Below are 15,924 nucleotides of genomic sequence, written 5' to 3' on the forward strand. Positions count from 1 at the left end.
GTAGGCTTCGACACATGACGGAGACGCAGGTCCGGCCATTGCGGCGAGACGCGCAGCGCAATCGAGAGCGGATCATCGAGGCTGCGCACGAGGTCTTCGCGACCCGCGGCTTCGCGGCCACGCTCGACGACGTGGCCCATCACGCGGGTGTCGGGGTCGGCACCGTCTACCGCCGTTTCCCCACCAAGGAGGCACTGGTCGAGGCGGTCTTCACCGACCGGCTGGAAGACATGATCACGCTTGCCGAGGAGGCGCTCGCCGCGCCGAGCGCGTGGGACGGCCTGGTGGACTTCTTCCGCCGCGCGGCACGGATGCACGCCGGCGACCGCGGGCTGCGCGACGCCGCGCTGACCATGGATCAGCACCATTTCGCGCGGATCGGCGAGCTCATGGTGCCGCTGCTACATCAGATCATCGATCGGGCGCACGCCGAGGGCACGCTGCGGGCGGACGCCAGCATGCACGACTTCCCGATCATCCTGGCGATGATCACCGACCTCGCGCAGAACAGCGCGGCCTGCCGGCCCGAGCTCTACGAGCGGTACCTGCAGCTGATCGTGGACGGGCTGCGCGCCCGGCCGGACAACGGCGACCTCGGCCCACAGCTGACCGAGGACGACGTCCAGGCCGTGATGAAGGAGTGCGTCCCCCCACTGAAAAGCCGCTAAAACCCCACCGAAAAGCCGCTAAAACCCACTAAAAGCCGCTAAAGCGGCTGCGGAGTACTGGCGAGCACCTGCCAGCGCGCCAGGTTGTGCTTGGCGTCGACCAGCGCGTCGTGCCGCCCGGCCATCTCCGGCAGCTTCGGGCGACCGAGGTCGTCCCACCGCTGGCGCAGATCCTTGGTGAACCGCGGTATCTCCCGGGGCAGCGCCGGCATGGCGCCCCACAGCTGAGCGAGCGCGACGTGGTCGTAAGCCGCGTACCAGGCCCAGAGCTCCATCTGCTCGGAGCGGCCCTTGATCGGCTCGATCAGGAACTCGTAGAGGTCCGCACGGATTCGCTCCCGGCTGCGCCACGCCTTGTCGGACGGGGACGGCAGCTTGTCGAGCACGTTGCGGCGCACCCAGGGCACGGCGCGAGAATCGTCGAACTCGGTGCTGACCGCGTAGAACTCGCGGCCGAACTCGTCGACGACACCGATCGAGACGAGGTCGACGATCCGACCGTCCTCGATGAATTCACAGTCATAAAAGTAGCGATAGGCCATCACCGCACATCCTGCTCCATCGTCATCCGGGCATGGACTCCAGGGCCTCCTTCGCCGCACCGAGCCCTTCCGCGCACTCCCAGCGGGCCGCCCGGTCGGCCTGCATCGCCCAGCGCAGCCTCAGCAGCACCGGCAGAGCCGCGTCCAGCTCGTCGGCACGCACCGGCCCGGCGGCCAGGTAACCGTCGAGCATCTCGGCACAGTGATCGGGTCCGCCCGCGTGGGCGACGGCCGCCGCTATGTCGTACACCAGTGGTCCGGTGCCGCAGGCGCCGCAGTGCAGCGGGCCGGAGCGTCCGGTCTCCGGATCGAGGACGAAGGCGTCAGCGGCCGGGTCGCCGTGCAGCACGCCGTAGGTCAGCTGATCGGTCACGGTCAGCCGGGTCGCCGCGGAGACCGCCGAGGAGACCGCCGCGCGCACCCAGGGCTCCGCGTCGAGATGGGCCGCGTCGGGGTCAGGCAACTGCCATGGGCGCAGGCCAGGATGCCGAAAACCTTGAAGAGCCTTGTGTACGACCCCAAGCCGCTCGCCCCACCATTGCTGATCGACCGGATCGCGCCCGTCGAGGTGCCGCCCCGGCAACCGGCGGGACACCGCGAACGCGCCCTGCTCGGTCTCCACGGTCAGCGCTCCGGCGAGCGTGCGTACCGGCTCCCCCGCGTCGATCCGCCGCCCGCGCAGGTGCTCGGCCGCCATCAGGCCGGCCTCCATCGGTTGCCGGGCGCCGGCCTCGGCGAGCCGGGCGATGTACGCCCCGGAGGCCGCGGTGATCTCCCAGCCGCGCGACATCAGGGCCCGCGACTGTTCGGTGATCTTCGATGGAACGAGGTGCCACTGGTCGCGCAATGTCGATTGAAGGAGCTCATCATCCGGCACTGCGGGATTATCTCGACACAAGCCACCAAAGCGACGGACAGCGGGGGCGACAATCACAGTAGGCGATGGGAGGTTTACAGAAAGCAACCGAAGGGACATGATCGTACGGGAGTGAGCTTCGATGTCCGACGAAGGAATGGCGTTCGGGGCGCGCTTCGTGCTAAGAGTGATCGTTCGCGTCGTGGGGCCGGCGCCGGCCGGATCGACGCGTCCCCACCGGGGGAGGGATTAGCGCCGTGGACCATCGCTTGCCGGATTCCGGCGACGCGCTCACCGGCGTGGAAATGTTCGCGGGACTTGAGCCGGACGTACGGCAGCGGGTCATCGCCACGGCCGTTCCGCGTCACTATCGCAAGGGTCAGATTCTTTTCGTCGAGCACGATCCCGGCGACTCTCTGATCATCATGAAACGAGGCGCGGTCGCGGTCTTCCGCACCGCGCCGACCGGTGAGCGCGCCGTGCTCACCGTCGTGCGCCCACCTGACGTGCTCGGTGAGGTGTCCCTGCTGGACGCCTCGACCCGCAGCGCGTCCGCCGAGGCGATCGAGGACTCCCAGGCGCTGTCGCTGTCCCGGGCCGCCTTCATGGACCTGGTGCACTCGAACCCGCGGATCCTGGACGCCGTGATGCGCTCGGTGGGCGGCCTGATCCGCCGCCTCACCGAGCAGAACGCCGATCACGTCTTCCTCGACCTGCCGGGCAGGGTGGCGAAAACCCTGGTCCGACTCTCCGGGGAGAGCCAGGCGCCGATGATCACCATCGAGCTCAACCAGAGCCAGCTCGCCGAGATGGCGGGCGGCTCCCGGCAGAGCGTGAATCAGGCGATCGGGTCGTTCGCCAACCGGGGCTGGCTGCGCACCGAGGGCCGGCGCATCGTCGTCACCGACGTGCAGGCCCTCAAGCGGCGCGCGGGGATGAACTGACGGGGCTCTTCAGGGTGGCCGCGTAAACGTCGACGTACTCGCGGCCGGAGAGCACCATCAGCTCGTACATGAGCTCGTCGGTGATCGCTCGTTCGACGAAGCGGTCACCGCGGCTCTCGGCGTACCGGGAGAAGTCCAGCGGCTTGCCGATCCGGATCCGGACCCGCTTCACCGTCGGGATCAGCGTGCCGGTGGGCTGGATCTCGTCGGTGTTCAGCAGGGCCACCGGCACGACCACCGCGCCGCTTTCCAGCGCGAGCCGGGCCACGCCCGTCTTACCGCGATAGAGACGCCCGTCCGGGGAACGGGTGCCCTCCGGGTAGATCCCGGCGATGTTGCCCTCCTTGAGGACTCTCAGGAGGGTGTCCAGGGCCGCCTGGGCGGCCTCACCACCCGAACGGTCCACCGGGATCGTCCCGGCGCCCACGAAGAACATCCGGGAGAGCCATCCCTTGATCCCCTTGCCGGTGAAGTATTCGGCTTTGGCGACGAAGGTCACTTTCCGCCGGACGATCAGCGGGGTGAAGATCGAGTCGGAGAACGAGAGATGATTGCAGGCCAGGATCACCGGACCGGAGCGGGGAACATTCTCGAGGCCGTCCACCTTCGGGCGGAAGACCAGCTTCAGCAACGGACCGAGGATCACCAACTTGAGTAGCCAGTAGAACACTGACGTCCCTTTCAGTGGATGCCACCGGCGTCCCGGGGCGGGGAGAAGCGTACGAAGCGGGAGCGGCGCGCCACAACGCACTCCCGCAACAGGCGCCTGCCGTGTCACCATTCAAGGCACGGTCGGCAAGGGGGTGCATCGGTGACAACGGGTGGCGCCCGTCGGGGGCGACGCGACAACGGGCTCGACGCGGCGGATTACGCCGTCGCGGGTGACGTGGATCCGCGGGTGGGAGAGCATCTGCTCGATGTTCTGGCTGCCGGCGGCATCGCGGCATACCTTCAACCGACGGCGGATCTGAACCCGATTCTGCGGGCCACGACACTGCCGGCTCGGCCGATCGACCGGCTCTACGTGGATCGCACACGACTCGACACCGCTCGCGAGCACCTGGAGAAGGTGACCGGCGGGCTTCCGGCCACGCCGCCCGCTCCACCGGTGACGACGGACGCACGGCCGCAGGCCGAGGTGGACGCCGAGTGGGACAAGATCATTGCCGGCTTCCACACCACCGACGGCACCGGCGGCACGCCCTGGCCGGACGCGGAGAGCGTGGCCAAGGAGGAGCCGCCACAGACCGGCGGCCGCCCGGTCGGCGAGGACGGCCGCCCGCTGAACAGGCGACGTACCGATCCGCCCCCGGAGGAGCAGTCCCTCCTCTACGGACTCGACACGTTCGGCACCGACCTGCCGGACAGCCCGGACGACGACGAGGACGAGCGTTACGTCCCGCCGCCGCCCCCGCCGATGCCGAAGATGTCGAAGTACGCGGTGGCCGGCCTGCTGAGCGTGGTGGTCGGCTTCGTGCTCTTCCTCTTCCCGCGCCTGATCCCGCTCATCGAAAGCACGTACGTCACGCTCCTCGGCTTCGCCGGGATCGTCGGCGGCGCGGTCACGCTGGTCTGGCGGCTGCGCTCCGGCGACGATGACGACGACTTCGACGACGGAGCCGTGGTCTGAAAGACCCGTGTAACGGATCACATAGACGATCATGGGTGTTCAACCAGTAACCTTCGGTGATGCGCCAGAGTTCGCTCGTCGTCGTAGCCAACCGTCTGCCGCTGGATGACAATGCCGCCCCGGACGGAGCCTGTGAATGGCGCCGCAGTCCGGGCGGCCTGGCCAGCGCCCTGCACGCGATCCTGGAGCAAACTCCGGCCACCTGGGTCGGCTGGGCCGGCGGGATCGGCCCAGCGCCGCAGCTGTCGGACATCGGTGGCCTGCGGTTACGGCCCGTGTCGCTGAGCGCGGCCGAGCTGCGCGGCTATTACGAGGGGTTCGCGAACTCGACGCTCTGGCCGCTGTACCACGACGCCGTCCAGCAGCCGGTCTTCGATCGGGGCTGGTGGGAGACGTACCGCATCGTCAACCGCCGGTTCGCCGAGGCCGCCGCCGAGGTGGCCGAGCACGGCGCCGCCGTCTGGGTGCAGGACTACCACCTGCAGCTGGTGCCGCAGATGCTCCGGGACCTGCGTCCCGACCTGCTGATCGGCTTCTTCATGCACGTGCCGTTCCCGCCGCCCGAGCTCTACATGCAGCTCCCCCGCCGGGTCGAGCTGCTGCGCGGGATGCTCGGCGCCGACCTGGTCGGTTTCCAGCGGCCGCAGGCGGCCCACAACGTCGCCCAGCTCGCCCAGAAGCTGCTCGGCGCGCACGCCACCGACGACGTGATCACCGTGGACGGGCGGACCGTGCACACCGGCGCGTTCCCGGTCTCCATCGACGTGGCCGAGATGCGGGCCCTGTCCAGCTCACCCGACGTGCTCAGCCAGGCCAAACAGCTGCGCCACGATCTGGGCCAGCCGAAACGGGTGCTGCTCAGCGTGGACCGGCTGGATTACACCAAGGGCATCGAGCACCGGCTCACCGCGTACAGCGAGCTGCTGCGGGACGGGCACGTGAAGGTACGCGACACCGTCATGGTCCAGGTGGCCGTTCCCAGCCGGGAACAGGTCGACAGCTATCAGGACCTGCGTGACCGGATCGAGAGCGAGGTGGGCCGGATCAACGGGGAATTCGGCCGGGTCGGCGAGCCGGCCATCCACTACCTGAACCAGCCGTTCGCCCGGTCCCAGCTGGCCGCGCTCTACCAGACCGCGGACGTCATGGTGGTGACCCCGCTGCGGGACGGGATGAACCTGGTCGCCAAGGAGTTCGTGGCGGCCCGTGAGGACGGCGGTGGCGCGCTGGTGCTCAGCGAGTTCGCCGGGGCGGCCGCCGAGCTGGAGCAGGCCTTCCTGGTCAACCCGCACGACGTCGACGGGCTCAAGGAGACGCTGCTGCACGCGATGAGCGCCGAGCCGGCCGATCTGAGCGCCCGGATGACCGCGATGCGCGAGCACCTCGTGGGACACGACATCCTGGCGTGGGCGCGGGCCTATCTGACCGCTCTTGATCACACGGGCCGGCTTGCCGAACGCCTCCCCGACACCGCTGAGAAGGCTCCGGCCGCCTCAGTGCCCTGGCATAGGTAACTGCTTTTCCAGCCAGTCCAGGATCGCGTCGATCGGCTCTTCCCAGCCCTCCTCCAGCATCAGGTCGTGACCCATGCCGGGGAAGAGCAGCGGCGCGCCGCCGTAACCGGCCGCCGCCCGGTCCAGAGCCTTCCGCTTGACCGCCCGATCGTCCGGGCTGCCCGCGACCAGAACCGGCGGATCACCCGCCGGAGCGGGCAGCACGGGCCGGGAGAACAGCGAGAACGCCCGGGCCACCGCCCAGCCGCTCAGCACCGGGGCGGTCAGCACGGCCGCGCGGGCCGGGTAACGCCCCAGCGCCCGGGCCACCACCAGCGCGCCCAGGCCGTGCCCGATCAGCACCGCCTGCCGGGGCAACGACGCGGCAACCTGCACCGTGTCGTGAACCTGGGCCCGCAGATCGCCGCCAGGGCGCGGGCTCAAGGCGTACGAAGAAAAACCGCGACCGGCGGCGTGGCCGAGCCAATGCTCAGCAAAAGAAGGCGACGAGGTTCCCGGCACGAAGAGCAGCGGCGGGTGACCGATGTCGTCCTCGGGCAGCCGGGAGACGACCTCGCGCGCGGCCGGCGGCACCGGGTCGGTCCAGTCCTCGAAACGCACCAGATCGGACTTCACCGGACTGAGCCCATCTCGTTGAGCAGACCTTCGACGGACCGCAGGTAATCCACGTGATCAACCTCGAACCAGTGCCGCTGTGTCGGGATCACCCGGCGGCGTGACCAGCTCTGCACCGGCCGGGTGGACTCCTTCTGCTGCACGGCGGCGGCGCGCTCCGGATCGGTGACCCGCAGCCGCAGCCAGCGAGCCACCGCGACGCTCTGCCAGTGCGCGAGCGGGAACACGCCCGAGTCCGGCTGGAGCAGGCCGATCACCGCGAGCGTCGGGTGCCGCCGGGCGAAAGCGTGCAGGTGCAGGTCGGGCCGGCCGTCCTCGTCGGTGTCGAGCAGCTCGGGCGCGAGGAAGTCGAAGCGGGGCCGGTACCCGGTCGCGGTGATCACCAGATCCGGTTCGATCTTGGTGCCGTCGGTCAGGATCACGCTCGCGCCGTCGTACCGTTCCACGTCCGGGACCGGCTCGATCGTGCCGTGCCCGAGGTAGTACGGCAGCTGGCTGTTGACGATCGGGTGACTCTCGTACGGCCGGTGGTCGGGTTCGGCCAGGCCGTACCGGGTCAGGTCGCCGCTGGTCAGCTTCACCGTCCGGCGATAGAGCCACTGCCGCAGCCGCAGCGGCAGACCCCAGCGGAGCAGGCGGTCGTTGACCTGGTCGGCCGGGCGGCCGAAGACATATTTGGGCGCGAGCCAGTAACCGCGCCGGGTGGAGTGCCAGACCCGGGTGGCCTGCTGGGCCGCCTCGACGGCGATGTCGCAGCCGGTGTTGCCTCCGCCGACGACGAGGACCTTGCGGCCACGCAGCCGGGCCGGGTCCTTGTACGCCGAAGCGTGGATCACCTGCCCGGTGAAGTCCCCCGGCGCTTCGAAGGCCGCGGGCGACCAGTTGTGCCCATTCGCCACCACGATCGCGGCATACCGCTGAACCCGCGACGAGCCACCACCGGTCGACCGGATGGTCACATCCCACTTGCCGTCGCCGGCCGGCACCGCCGACGACACCTCCATGCCGAACCAGATGTCCTGATCGAGGCGGAAGTGTTTGGCGTACCGCTCCAGGTATTCGAGAACCTTCGAGTGGTGCGGGTAATCGGGCCAGGTGTCCGGCATCGGGAAGTCGGGGAACTCCGTCAATGGCCGCGACGAGATCAGGTGGGTGCCGGAATAGATCGGGCTGCGATCGTGGCGCCAGTTCCAGGCGCCGCCGACGGACGTCTCGCGCTCGTAGCAGTCGACCGCGAAACCCTGCTCACGCAGGCTTTTTATCGCGGCCAGTCCGCTGGCGCCGGCGCCGACGACACAGACGGCGTCGCCACGGTCGCCCGGGTCGGGGGTGTCGTGCACCCGGCGATCCTTGCAGAACCGAGGCTTACGAGGAAGGGAGCAGAAGGTCCGTTACGACCGGTAAATGATCACTCGCTCGACGTGCTCGCTCATCGTCGATGATCTCGTAACGGTCGATGGAGATGTCCGGGCTGACGAAGAGCGCGTCGATGCGCCGCTGCGGCAGCGTGGCCGGGAACGTGGGCACGTCCTTCTCCGAGGTGACCAGCCCGTCGGCGACCGTCCGCCAGGCGCCGCCACCAGGGCCTTCGTTCAGGTCGGCCGCCACGATCAGCGGCCCGGTGATCTCCGACGTCTCGGCTTTCCACTCGGCGGCCTGCGCCGGCCGCTCCGCCGGATCCGTCGCCAGGTGCGAGCCGGTCACCACGAACCGGCGCGCGCCCAGCACCGAACCCTCGGCGAACGCCGCGCCGCGCAGGTGCCGGCCCGGTGTCAGCGGAAAGCGCACGCACCAGGTCCGGTGGATCGCCACCCGCAGGCTGACCAGGATCAGGTTGCCGAGCGCCGGTTGACCGCCGGCCGCCACGACCAGGCCGGCCTCACCGGCGAACGCGGCACACCGGTCCCGCCAGCGGAACCGGCGCGGCGCTTCCTGCACCACCAGGACGTCCGGGGCAAGCTCGCGGATCAGCCCGGCCAGGGCCGGCCGGTCGTCCCGCAGCCCGTGCACGTTGTAGCTGACCACCCGCAGTTTCGCCCCGGTCATCGTCAGGCCAGACGTGCCAGGTCAGCGGCACCGACGACGCCTGCGGCGTTGCCCATCTCGGCCGCGCGAACCTCGGCCACCGGGAACCGGTTGCGCTGGGCGAGCTGGTCACGGTACGTCTGCTCGGCCGGGCCCATCAGCAGGTCCCCCGCCTCGACCACACCGCCGCCGATCACCATGATCTGCGGGTCGAGACTCTGCGCGAGGTCGGCCAGGGCCACCCCGAGCCAGTACCCCACCTGGGCGAACGCGTCTTTCGCGACACCGTCGCCGGCCTGCGCGGCCTCGGTGATCTGCCGACCGGTGATCGCCAGGGCGTCGCCGCCGGCCAGTTCCAGGAGCTGACTCGCGCGCTCCGGCTGCTGCCGCGCTCCGGCTCGGGCGAACCGGACCAGGGCACTGCCCGCCGCGTACTGCTCCAGGCAGCCGAGCCGGCCGCAGCCGCAGGGGTGGCCGTCCGCGACCGACTGGATGTGACCCAGCTCGGCGGCGATGCCGTTGGCACCCCGCCAGAGCTTCCCGTTGATCACGATGGCTCCGCCGATGCCGGTGCCCACGGTGATCATCACCATCGAGTCGTCGGCGTGCTTGGCGACGCCGAACCGGAACTCGGCCCAGCCGGCGACGTTCGCGTCGTTCTCCAGGACGGTCGGCAGGCCGGTCGCCTTGGTCACGTAATCGCGCAGCGGCTCGTCACGCCAGGCCAGGTTCGGTGCGAACAGCACTGTCGAACCGGCGGCGTCGATCCAGGCCGCGGCGCCGATGCCGATCGCGGTCGCGTCCGGGTACTGTGCCGCCAGCTCGGCGGCGACCTCGACGATCGTGTCCCGGGTCGCGGCCGGGTCCTCCGCCGGCGTCGGCCGGCGGTTCGACGCGAGCACGTTACCCAGCTCGTCGACCACCCCACCGGCGACCTTGGTGCCGCCGACGTCGATTCCGATGGTCAGCGTCACGCTGCCCGTCCCCTCTGCGAAGTTCACACCGCGTCGCCTGGCCGGGCGCCGTCGCCCGGACCGGCGCTGCCACGGTCCTCGGGCGCCGAAGCGCCCAGGTCATGATCCACGCTACGGTGCCCGCCCGAGCCACCTGCCCCGGCCTCCGCCACTTCTTGGGCAATGGCCGCGGCCTGCGCGCCGGCTTCCGCCTCTGCCGCGGCCTCGGCCTGGGCGATCGCCGAGGCCCAGACATCATGGGTACGCGTACGCGAAGCGCCGAAAACGTCCTCAAACGGCGCCGGCTCCCGCTCCGGAGCGGCCTGCGCCCGGGCCGCCTGCTCCTGAGCTCGCCGGTCCCGGACCGCCTTGGCCGACGCGACGGCTCGGGCCACCGCCTCCTCGGCGGCTGCCGCTCGCGCTTTCGCAGCGGCAGCGGCTTCCCTCGCGCTCTCCGCCGTGGCCGTGGCCCACGGGTCGTCGCCGGCTGTTTCCGCTGGTCCCGGCTCGGGCTCGGCTTGGTGAGTGGCCGCCGCCCAGACGCCGTCCGGGTTTGCCGGCCGCTGCTCGGGTGATCTCGGTGCCGGGGCCGGCTTGGGCCGCTCCCCCGCCATCGTGGAGAAGGCGCGCATCAGCCCGGTCACCCCGGTGACGATGTCGCCGGCACTGCTGGCCAGCCGCTCGGCCGTTTCCGGACTCGGGTCACGCAGCGTCGCGATCACCCGGCAGAGCGGGCAGACACAGCACTCCGCGCTGCCGTTGGCCATCGCGTGCGACCCGGCAGCGCCCCCGAACAGGCCGGAGACCGAATCACTCAGACCGCCCGCCGCGGCCCTCGCGAGGAACGTCGCGACCAGCCGCTCGGCCTCATCACGTGCTGAACCGGCCATCTGCGTTCCTCTCGTCGCGGTGGCGGCTCAGGCCGCCGGCAGGCTCTCGACACGGCGCTTGAGCTCCTTCAACGCCGTATCCATGATCACTTTTTCCGCTTTGCGGCGGAACATGCCGAGCATGCCGATGGCGAGATCCACCGCCAGTGAATACGTCACCGTGGTCGTGCCGCCGGCGGTCTCCACCAGGTCGTAGGAACCGTCCTGGGAGCGCTGCGTCTTGGACGGCGCGATCAGGTGCCACTCGATCCGGGAGAGGTCGTCGGCGTACGCGTACTCCAAGGTGTACTCGTCGACGAGCACCGTCGCGTCGATCTGGAAGCGGACCTGGGCGGCGTAACCGTCCTCGTACTCCTCCACGACCTCGGCGAGTTTGATCGACTCGGCCCAGTCCGGGTAACGCGGGAAGTCGCAGATCACCGCGGCGACACGGGCCAGCGGCGCATGTATCTGGATCGACTGCGTCGAGGTGTCGGCCATGCAGGGAGGTTACTCGCTGGGTGCGACAGACTCCGGATGAGGGCCGCGACGGACGAGCCGATGTCAGCCCCTCCCGATACCATCCCTCACGTGCCAGCTCCAGCAAATGGTCCCGCGCGTCTGCGCCCGGCCGAAGCCGTCGCCCGCGTCGTGATGCTGGCGCTGGTCGCCGTCCTCACCCTGACCGCCACCGAGGACCCGCGACAGCTCGGCTGGATCGTGCTGCTCGCGATCGCCGCGGCGCCCGCCTTCCTGGCGCCCCGGCACCACCTGTGGGCGCCCGCCGGCCGGGCCGCCGAGGTGGTGGTGACCAGCCTGGCCGCCGGTTTCGTGGCGTCCTCGGCCGACACGATCGGGCGGGTCGACGCCGGGTTCGGCGCCGAGGCGGTGCTGCCCTACCTCGCGGTGCCGCTGCTCACCGCGGCGCTGCACCGTCGCTCGACCGAGGGACCCGTGCTGCTCGGCGTCGCCGCGGCGACGATGGTGGCCGGCGGCCTGATCTCCGACTCGTTCGGTGAGCCGGGTTACATCGCGGCCTGCGGGCAGTGGCTGGTCCTCGGCGCGATCGTGACGTTCGCCGCCGAGACGATGCGCCAGCTGCTCCAGCCGCCCGAGCCCACCCCGCAGCCTTACGCGGAGGCCACCCGCCTGCTCACCCAGCTGCGCAGCGTGGCCCGTTCACTGCCCGGCGCGACGCTCGACCCGGGCGGCATCTCCGAGCACCTGCTTGAGGAGCTGCGCGCGGTCGCCCCTGGTCACCGTGCTGCCGTGCTGTCGGCGAGCGGCGGCGGCCGGCTGGTCGTGCTGGCACAGAGCGGGGCCGAGCGGGTCGACTGGGAGACCACCCTCGACGCCGACTCGGCGATCGCGGACGCCTGGGCCACCCAGCAGCCGCAGACGGCCAGCCGCTCGCAGGCGCGCACGCACTCAGGCGGCGAGGCGTCGTCGCTGGTGGTGCCGCTGGTCGCCGGGGTGCGGACGATCGGGTTGGTCATTCTGGAGACTGATGCCGCTGGGGCGTACCCATCGGGGGTGGTCCAAGGGGTGACCGAGGTGACCGGGCCTGCGGCGCTGCGGCTGGAAGCCGCCTTGCTCTTCGACGACGTGCGCTCGCTCGCGACCAACGAGGAGCGCCAGCGGCTGGCCCGGGAGATCCACGACGGGGTCGCGCAGGAGCTGGTCATGGTCGGTTACGGCATCGACAACGCGCAGGCGACGCTGCCGGAGGGCGCCGAGGAGACCGCCGAGGAGCTGCGGACGCTGCGCGGCGAGGTCACCCGGGTGATCACCGAGCTGCGGCTGAGCCTCTTCGAGCTGCGGTCCGAGGTCGATCGCAGCGGCGGTCTGGCCGCGGCCATCGCGGAATACGCACGGACTTTGGGGACGAGTGCCGGCCTGCGCGTGCACTTCACCTTCGACGAGTCGACGGCCCGGCTGCCCGCCGCGACCGAGGCCGAGCTGCTGCGCATCGCGCAGGAGGCGATCACCAACGCCCGCAAGCACTCGGGCGCGTCCAATCTCTGGGTCACCTGCACGATCGACCCGCCGTACGCGGAAATCGAAGTGTCCGATGATGGCAAGGGGTTCGCGGACGAGCGCCCCGATGGCCGATACGGTCTTACCATCATGGCCGAGCGTGCCGAACGCATCCGAGGTCGTCTCAAGATCACGCCGAGACACCCGAGCGGGACAACCGTCGCCGTAGTGCTCGGAACACCGCCTCGGCGCGATAGCGTGCGGGAGAGTGTTTCCGCTCCAGAAGGGGAGTAACCCGACCATGACCACCCCTGCGCCGACCGGGCGCACCAAGGTCCTGCTTGTCGACGACCACGACCTGATCCGTAAAGGGCTGCGACACGCCTTCGAGCGCGACCGGCAGTTCGAGGTCGTCGGCGAGGCTGCGACCGCGGCGGAGGCGGTGCGCCAGGCCGGCGCTCTGCAGCCGGACGTCGTGATCATGGACCTGCGCCTGCCCGACGGCAGTGGCCTGGAGGCCACCCGCGCGCTGCGCAAGAACAACTCGAACATGGGCATCGTGGTGCTGACCATGTACGCGGGCGACGACCAGCTGTTCGGCGCTCTTGAGGCCGGTGCCAGCGCGTTCGTGCCGAAAACCGCCCCCGCCGACGAGGTCGTGGCGGCCGCCCGGCATGCCGCGTCCGCTCCCAGCGCTTTCACCGCGGCCGACCTGGCCGAGGCGATGAAACGCCGGCTCGCCCCGTCCGGGCCGCAGCTGTCCCCGCGTGAGGGTCAGGTGCTCCGCCTGCTCGCCGACGGCATGAGTGTCGCCGGGATCGCGAAGCAGCTGTTCGTCTCCGAGTCGACGGCGAAGACCCACATTTCGAAGCTGTACGAGAAGCTGGGCGCGGCCAACCGGGCGCAGGCTCTCATGACCGCGCTCCGATTGGGCCTGCTGGAAGCTCCCGACGCTCCGAAGTTCTAAAGCTCCGAAATTCTAGACCTTTCGGACATTTTCGGCGGTTCTGTTGCTTAGGCGGCGAATCGCAAGATAGGCCTCGCACCCCAGACAGAGGCCGAACGCGGCGTTGAGGAACGCCGCAAGCAGCCCGAACGCGGCTGCGACGGTTCCCAGTGTCTCCGCGCCCCCGAGGTATCCCCCCGCGGAGACGCTCAGGAACGTGAATCCGACGAGCTGGGCGAAACGCACCGGCGCGGCCGGCTCCCGCTCGGCGGGCGGCCCCAGCCGGGGCAGCACGAGCGCCCGGAAGATCAGGGCGTACGGGCCGCGCCGCGGGTCGTACGCGGTGATGGCGAAAACGACGGCCTGCGCGAGGGCGAGCCAGCCGGAGCCGGTGATCAGCACGAGGGCGATGACGATGCTGGTGAGCGTGGCGGCGAAACGCTGGCCGCGAGGATCAAGTTCCACGACTCCTATTATTCCCCTAAGGAAAGTAGGATTTTGCGTAGCAGGTCGTTGAGTTTTCCCAGCTCTTCTCCGGATAGCGCACCGAGCGCCTGCTGATCGCGGGCCATGCCCTCGAAGATGTATCGATTCCACATGTCCCGCCCCTTTTGGGTGGGCCGGATCAGCACCCGCCGACGATCAGCGCCGTCCACCTGCCGCGTGATCAACTCGGCCTCGGCGAGCCGGTCCAGCCGGCTGGTCATCGCGGCCCGGGTCACATTCGCGGCTTCGGCGAGCTGCGCCGGGGTCGCCTCGGTCGGCCACGGCTGAACCATGAGCACGTGCAGCGTCTTGTAGTCCTGCAGCGTGAAGTCGTCACTCTTGGCAAACTCGGCCGCGTCGGCCCGCTCGATCCACCGCAGGATCTGTTTCATCCGGACCAGGGCGCCCTCGACCTCGGGCACGAAGGCGGGCTCGTCCTTCCAGAACGCCCCCCACCGGGCAACATGCTGATCCACTCCGTCTCCCATGGCCCGATTCTGCCATGCTTCTGATTATTAGTTGCCTGATAGTTAGACGGTGAACTAGTTTCAGGGGCATGACGCGTGACTTCCGTCTGCTCGCCACCGGGCAGGCCCTCTCCTGGCTCGGCAACGGCTTCCAGACCGTGGCCCTCGCGGTGGCCGTGGTCACCACCGGCGGCGGCGCCCGTGACCTCGGACTCGTGATGGCCAGCTCGGTCGCCACGATGCTCGTCTGCACCCTGTTCGGCGGCGTCTGGGCCGACCGCCTCCAGCCACAACGGGTGATGGTCTGGTCCGATCTGATCCGGTTCGCCGCCACCGCCGGCATCGCCTGGATGTTCGCCGTCTCCGGATATCAGCTCGGGCTGCTCTGCGCGCTCTCCGTCGTCTCGGCCGGCGCCGGAAGCTTCTTCACTCCGTCGATGGTCGCGCTCAAACCGATGCTGGTCCCGGCCGACCGCCGCCAATCCGCGAACGCGACGCTCAGCATGCTGCAAACCGCGTGCGGCATCGCAGGCCCCACTCTGGGCGGTATCACCGTCGCCGCCTTCGGCGCTCCGGCCGGATTCGCCGCCAACGCGGTCAGCTTCCTCTTGTCACTGGTCGCGGCCGCGATGATTTCGGTACGCACGGAGCGCGGCCCCCGCCACCCCATGCTCGCCGAGCTGGCCGCCGGGTGGCAGGAGATCCGCAGCCGGGACTGGCTGCTCGGCGGCCTGTTCGGCGCGACGGTCTACCACATCGCCAACGGCATGATCCTGGTCCTGGTGCAGGTGGTGGCCATCGAGCGGCTCGGCGGCGCCCACGCGATCGGCCTGATAGCCGCGGCGGAGGGCTTCGGCGGCTTCCTCGGCGCCGCGATCGGCATGCGGTTCCGCCCCCGGCGCCTGCTGCGGGCGGGCTGGCTCGGCCTGATGCTGATGCCAGTGTGGGCGCTGTCCTACGTCTGGCCCGGCCTGCTCGTCGCCGTCATGGCCGGCGCGGTGATCGGCTACGCCGGCCTGATCTTCTTCGACGTAGCCTGGGAAACCGCGATCCAGGACAACGTCCCGCACCAGATGCTCGGCCGGGTCGCATCCTGGGACTACGTCACGTCGTTCCTGGCGATGCCGATCGGAAACGCCCTGGCCGGCCCGATGTCCGAACGCTTCGGCACCGACCGGGTACTGACGTGCTGCGCAGCGGTGCTCTTCCTGGCCGCGGCGTCCCAGCTGCTGATCCCAGGCTCCCGCACCCTGACCCGAACCCCAGCGTGCCGACCAGAGACGCAACCCGCACCCAACCCATCCACCGTGTCGAATTAGGGCGCAAATCAAACCCCAAATCAACACACAAACAGCGCCAGCCCTCCCTGTGTCGACTTGAGGCGCGAATCAAACCGCAAATCGACACGCAAGCAGTGCCACCCGCAGCGTGC

At 69.9% G+C, this 15,924-nt stretch carries 18 protein-coding genes; 7 read left to right on the plus strand and 11 right to left on the minus strand.

All coding sequences use genetic code 11. The features are described 5' to 3' along the window. Nucleotides 1–14: 14 nt before the first annotated feature. A complete protein-coding gene (locus B0I29_RS11020; protein WP_111648830.1) occupies nt 15–668 on the plus strand; it encodes a TetR/AcrR family transcriptional regulator in 654 nt (217 codons plus the stop codon). A gap of 38 nt (nt 669–706) precedes the next feature. On the opposite strand, the gene B0I29_RS11025 is transcribed toward B0I29_RS11020, so the two are convergent. Beyond that, nucleotides 707–1,210 (minus strand): polyadenylate-specific 3'-exoribonuclease AS, encoded by a 504-nt coding sequence (locus B0I29_RS11025; RefSeq protein ID WP_111648831.1) that lies wholly within the window; start codon nt 1,208–1,210, stop codon nt 707–709. A gap of 22 nt (nt 1,211–1,232) precedes the next feature. After that, nucleotides 1,233–2,087, minus strand: a complete 855-nt coding sequence (locus B0I29_RS11030) for a phosphotransferase enzyme family protein (RefSeq protein WP_111648832.1) — start codon at nt 2,085–2,087, stop codon at nt 1,233–1,235. Between the two features lie 236 nt (nt 2,088–2,323). Here B0I29_RS11030 and B0I29_RS11035 point away from each other — a divergent pair, with 236 nt between their 5' ends. Then, a complete protein-coding gene (locus B0I29_RS11035) occupies nt 2,324–3,010 on the plus strand; it encodes a Crp/Fnr family transcriptional regulator (protein WP_014441566.1) in 687 nt (228 codons plus the stop codon). Here the strand turns inward: B0I29_RS11035 and B0I29_RS11040 are convergent. Further along, complete coding sequence (locus B0I29_RS11040; protein WP_111648833.1) at nt 2,985–3,680, minus strand: lysophospholipid acyltransferase family protein; 696 nt, start codon at nt 3,678–3,680, stop codon at nt 2,985–2,987. The two genes, B0I29_RS11035 and B0I29_RS11040, sit on opposite strands and share 26 nt — an antisense overlap. A gap of 141 nt (nt 3,681–3,821) precedes the next feature. On the opposite strand from B0I29_RS11040, the gene B0I29_RS11045 reads away from it, so the two are divergent. Both B0I29_RS11045 and B0I29_RS11050 read left to right on the plus strand, forming a co-directional pair. Then, complete coding sequence (locus tag B0I29_RS11045; protein WP_111648834.1) at nt 3,822–4,640, plus strand: DUF308 domain-containing protein; 819 nt, start codon at nt 3,822–3,824, stop codon at nt 4,638–4,640. A 59-nt stretch (nt 4,641–4,699) separates the two neighbouring features. Further along, the gene (locus tag B0I29_RS11050) at nt 4,700–6,154 is read left to right on the plus strand and encodes an alpha,alpha-trehalose-phosphate synthase (UDP-forming) (RefSeq protein ID WP_111648835.1); all 1,455 of its coding nucleotides are present in this window, start codon (nt 4,700–4,702) and stop codon (nt 6,152–6,154) included. Here the strand turns inward: B0I29_RS11050 and B0I29_RS11055 are convergent. From B0I29_RS11055 to B0I29_RS11080, 6 genes are read right to left on the minus strand one after another with little or no spacing between them, the layout of a single operon-like run. Next, nucleotides 6,134–6,769: an alpha/beta hydrolase gene (locus B0I29_RS11055; RefSeq protein ID WP_111648836.1), complete on the minus strand. Its 636-nt coding sequence runs from the start codon at nt 6,767–6,769 to the stop codon at nt 6,134–6,136. The two genes, B0I29_RS11050 and B0I29_RS11055, sit on opposite strands and share 21 nt — an antisense overlap. Next, nucleotides 6,766–8,109: a flavin-containing monooxygenase gene (locus B0I29_RS11060; RefSeq protein ID WP_111648837.1), complete on the minus strand. Its 1,344-nt coding sequence runs from the start codon at nt 8,107–8,109 to the stop codon at nt 6,766–6,768. The genes B0I29_RS11055 and B0I29_RS11060 overlap by 4 nt, the downstream gene beginning before the upstream one ends. Before the next feature lie 25 nt (nt 8,110–8,134). Further along, nucleotides 8,135–8,815 carry an endonuclease/exonuclease/phosphatase family protein gene (locus tag B0I29_RS11065; protein ID WP_111648838.1) on the minus strand — a complete coding sequence of 227 codons (681 nt, stop codon included), beginning with the start codon at nt 8,813–8,815 and terminating at the stop codon, nt 8,135–8,137. A gap of 2 nt (nt 8,816–8,817) precedes the next feature. Then, a complete protein-coding gene (locus B0I29_RS11070; RefSeq protein WP_111648839.1) occupies nt 8,818–9,768 on the minus strand; it encodes an ROK family glucokinase in 951 nt (316 codons plus the stop codon). A gap of 23 nt (nt 9,769–9,791) precedes the next feature. Beyond that, nucleotides 9,792–10,637 (minus strand): hypothetical protein, encoded by an 846-nt coding sequence (locus B0I29_RS45670; RefSeq protein WP_181557764.1) that lies wholly within the window; start codon nt 10,635–10,637, stop codon nt 9,792–9,794. A gap of 27 nt (nt 10,638–10,664) precedes the next feature. Then, a complete protein-coding gene (locus tag B0I29_RS11080) occupies nt 10,665–11,117 on the minus strand; it encodes an SRPBCC family protein (protein WP_111648840.1) in 453 nt (150 codons plus the stop codon). A 153-nt stretch (nt 11,118–11,270) separates the two neighbouring features. Here B0I29_RS11080 and B0I29_RS11085 point away from each other — a divergent pair, with 153 nt between their 5' ends. Together B0I29_RS11085 and B0I29_RS11090 are read left to right on the plus strand one after the other, a co-directional pair. Next, on the plus strand, nt 11,271–12,887 hold the full coding sequence (locus tag B0I29_RS11085) for a GAF domain-containing sensor histidine kinase (protein ID WP_245972484.1): 1,617 nt from the start codon (nt 11,271–11,273) through the stop codon (nt 12,885–12,887). 7 nt (nt 12,888–12,894) lie between these two features. Further along, complete coding sequence (locus tag B0I29_RS11090; RefSeq protein WP_014441555.1) at nt 12,895–13,560, plus strand: response regulator transcription factor; 666 nt, start codon at nt 12,895–12,897, stop codon at nt 13,558–13,560. 12 nt (nt 13,561–13,572) lie between these two features. Here the strand turns inward: B0I29_RS11090 and B0I29_RS11095 are convergent, their stop codons facing one another. Next, a complete protein-coding gene (locus B0I29_RS11095; RefSeq protein ID WP_111648842.1) occupies nt 13,573–14,004 on the minus strand; it encodes a DUF4395 domain-containing protein in 432 nt (143 codons plus the stop codon). Between the two features lie 8 nt (nt 14,005–14,012). Beyond that, nucleotides 14,013–14,447 carry a MarR family winged helix-turn-helix transcriptional regulator gene (locus B0I29_RS11100; RefSeq protein WP_245972439.1) on the minus strand — a complete coding sequence of 145 codons (435 nt, stop codon included), beginning with the start codon at nt 14,445–14,447 and terminating at the stop codon, nt 14,013–14,015. Nucleotides 14,448–14,581: 134 nt separating this feature from the next. Between B0I29_RS11100 and B0I29_RS11105 the strand changes: the two genes are divergently transcribed. Beyond that, on the plus strand, nt 14,582–15,811 hold the full coding sequence (locus B0I29_RS11105) for an MFS transporter (RefSeq protein ID WP_111648844.1): 1,230 nt from the start codon (nt 14,582–14,584) through the stop codon (nt 15,809–15,811). Nucleotides 15,812–15,924: the final 113 nt, after the last annotated feature.

Origin of the sequence: Actinoplanes lutulentus, assembly GCF_003259845.1 — a bacterium.
Lineage (GTDB): Bacteria > Actinomycetota > Actinomycetes > Mycobacteriales > Micromonosporaceae > Actinoplanes > Actinoplanes lutulentus.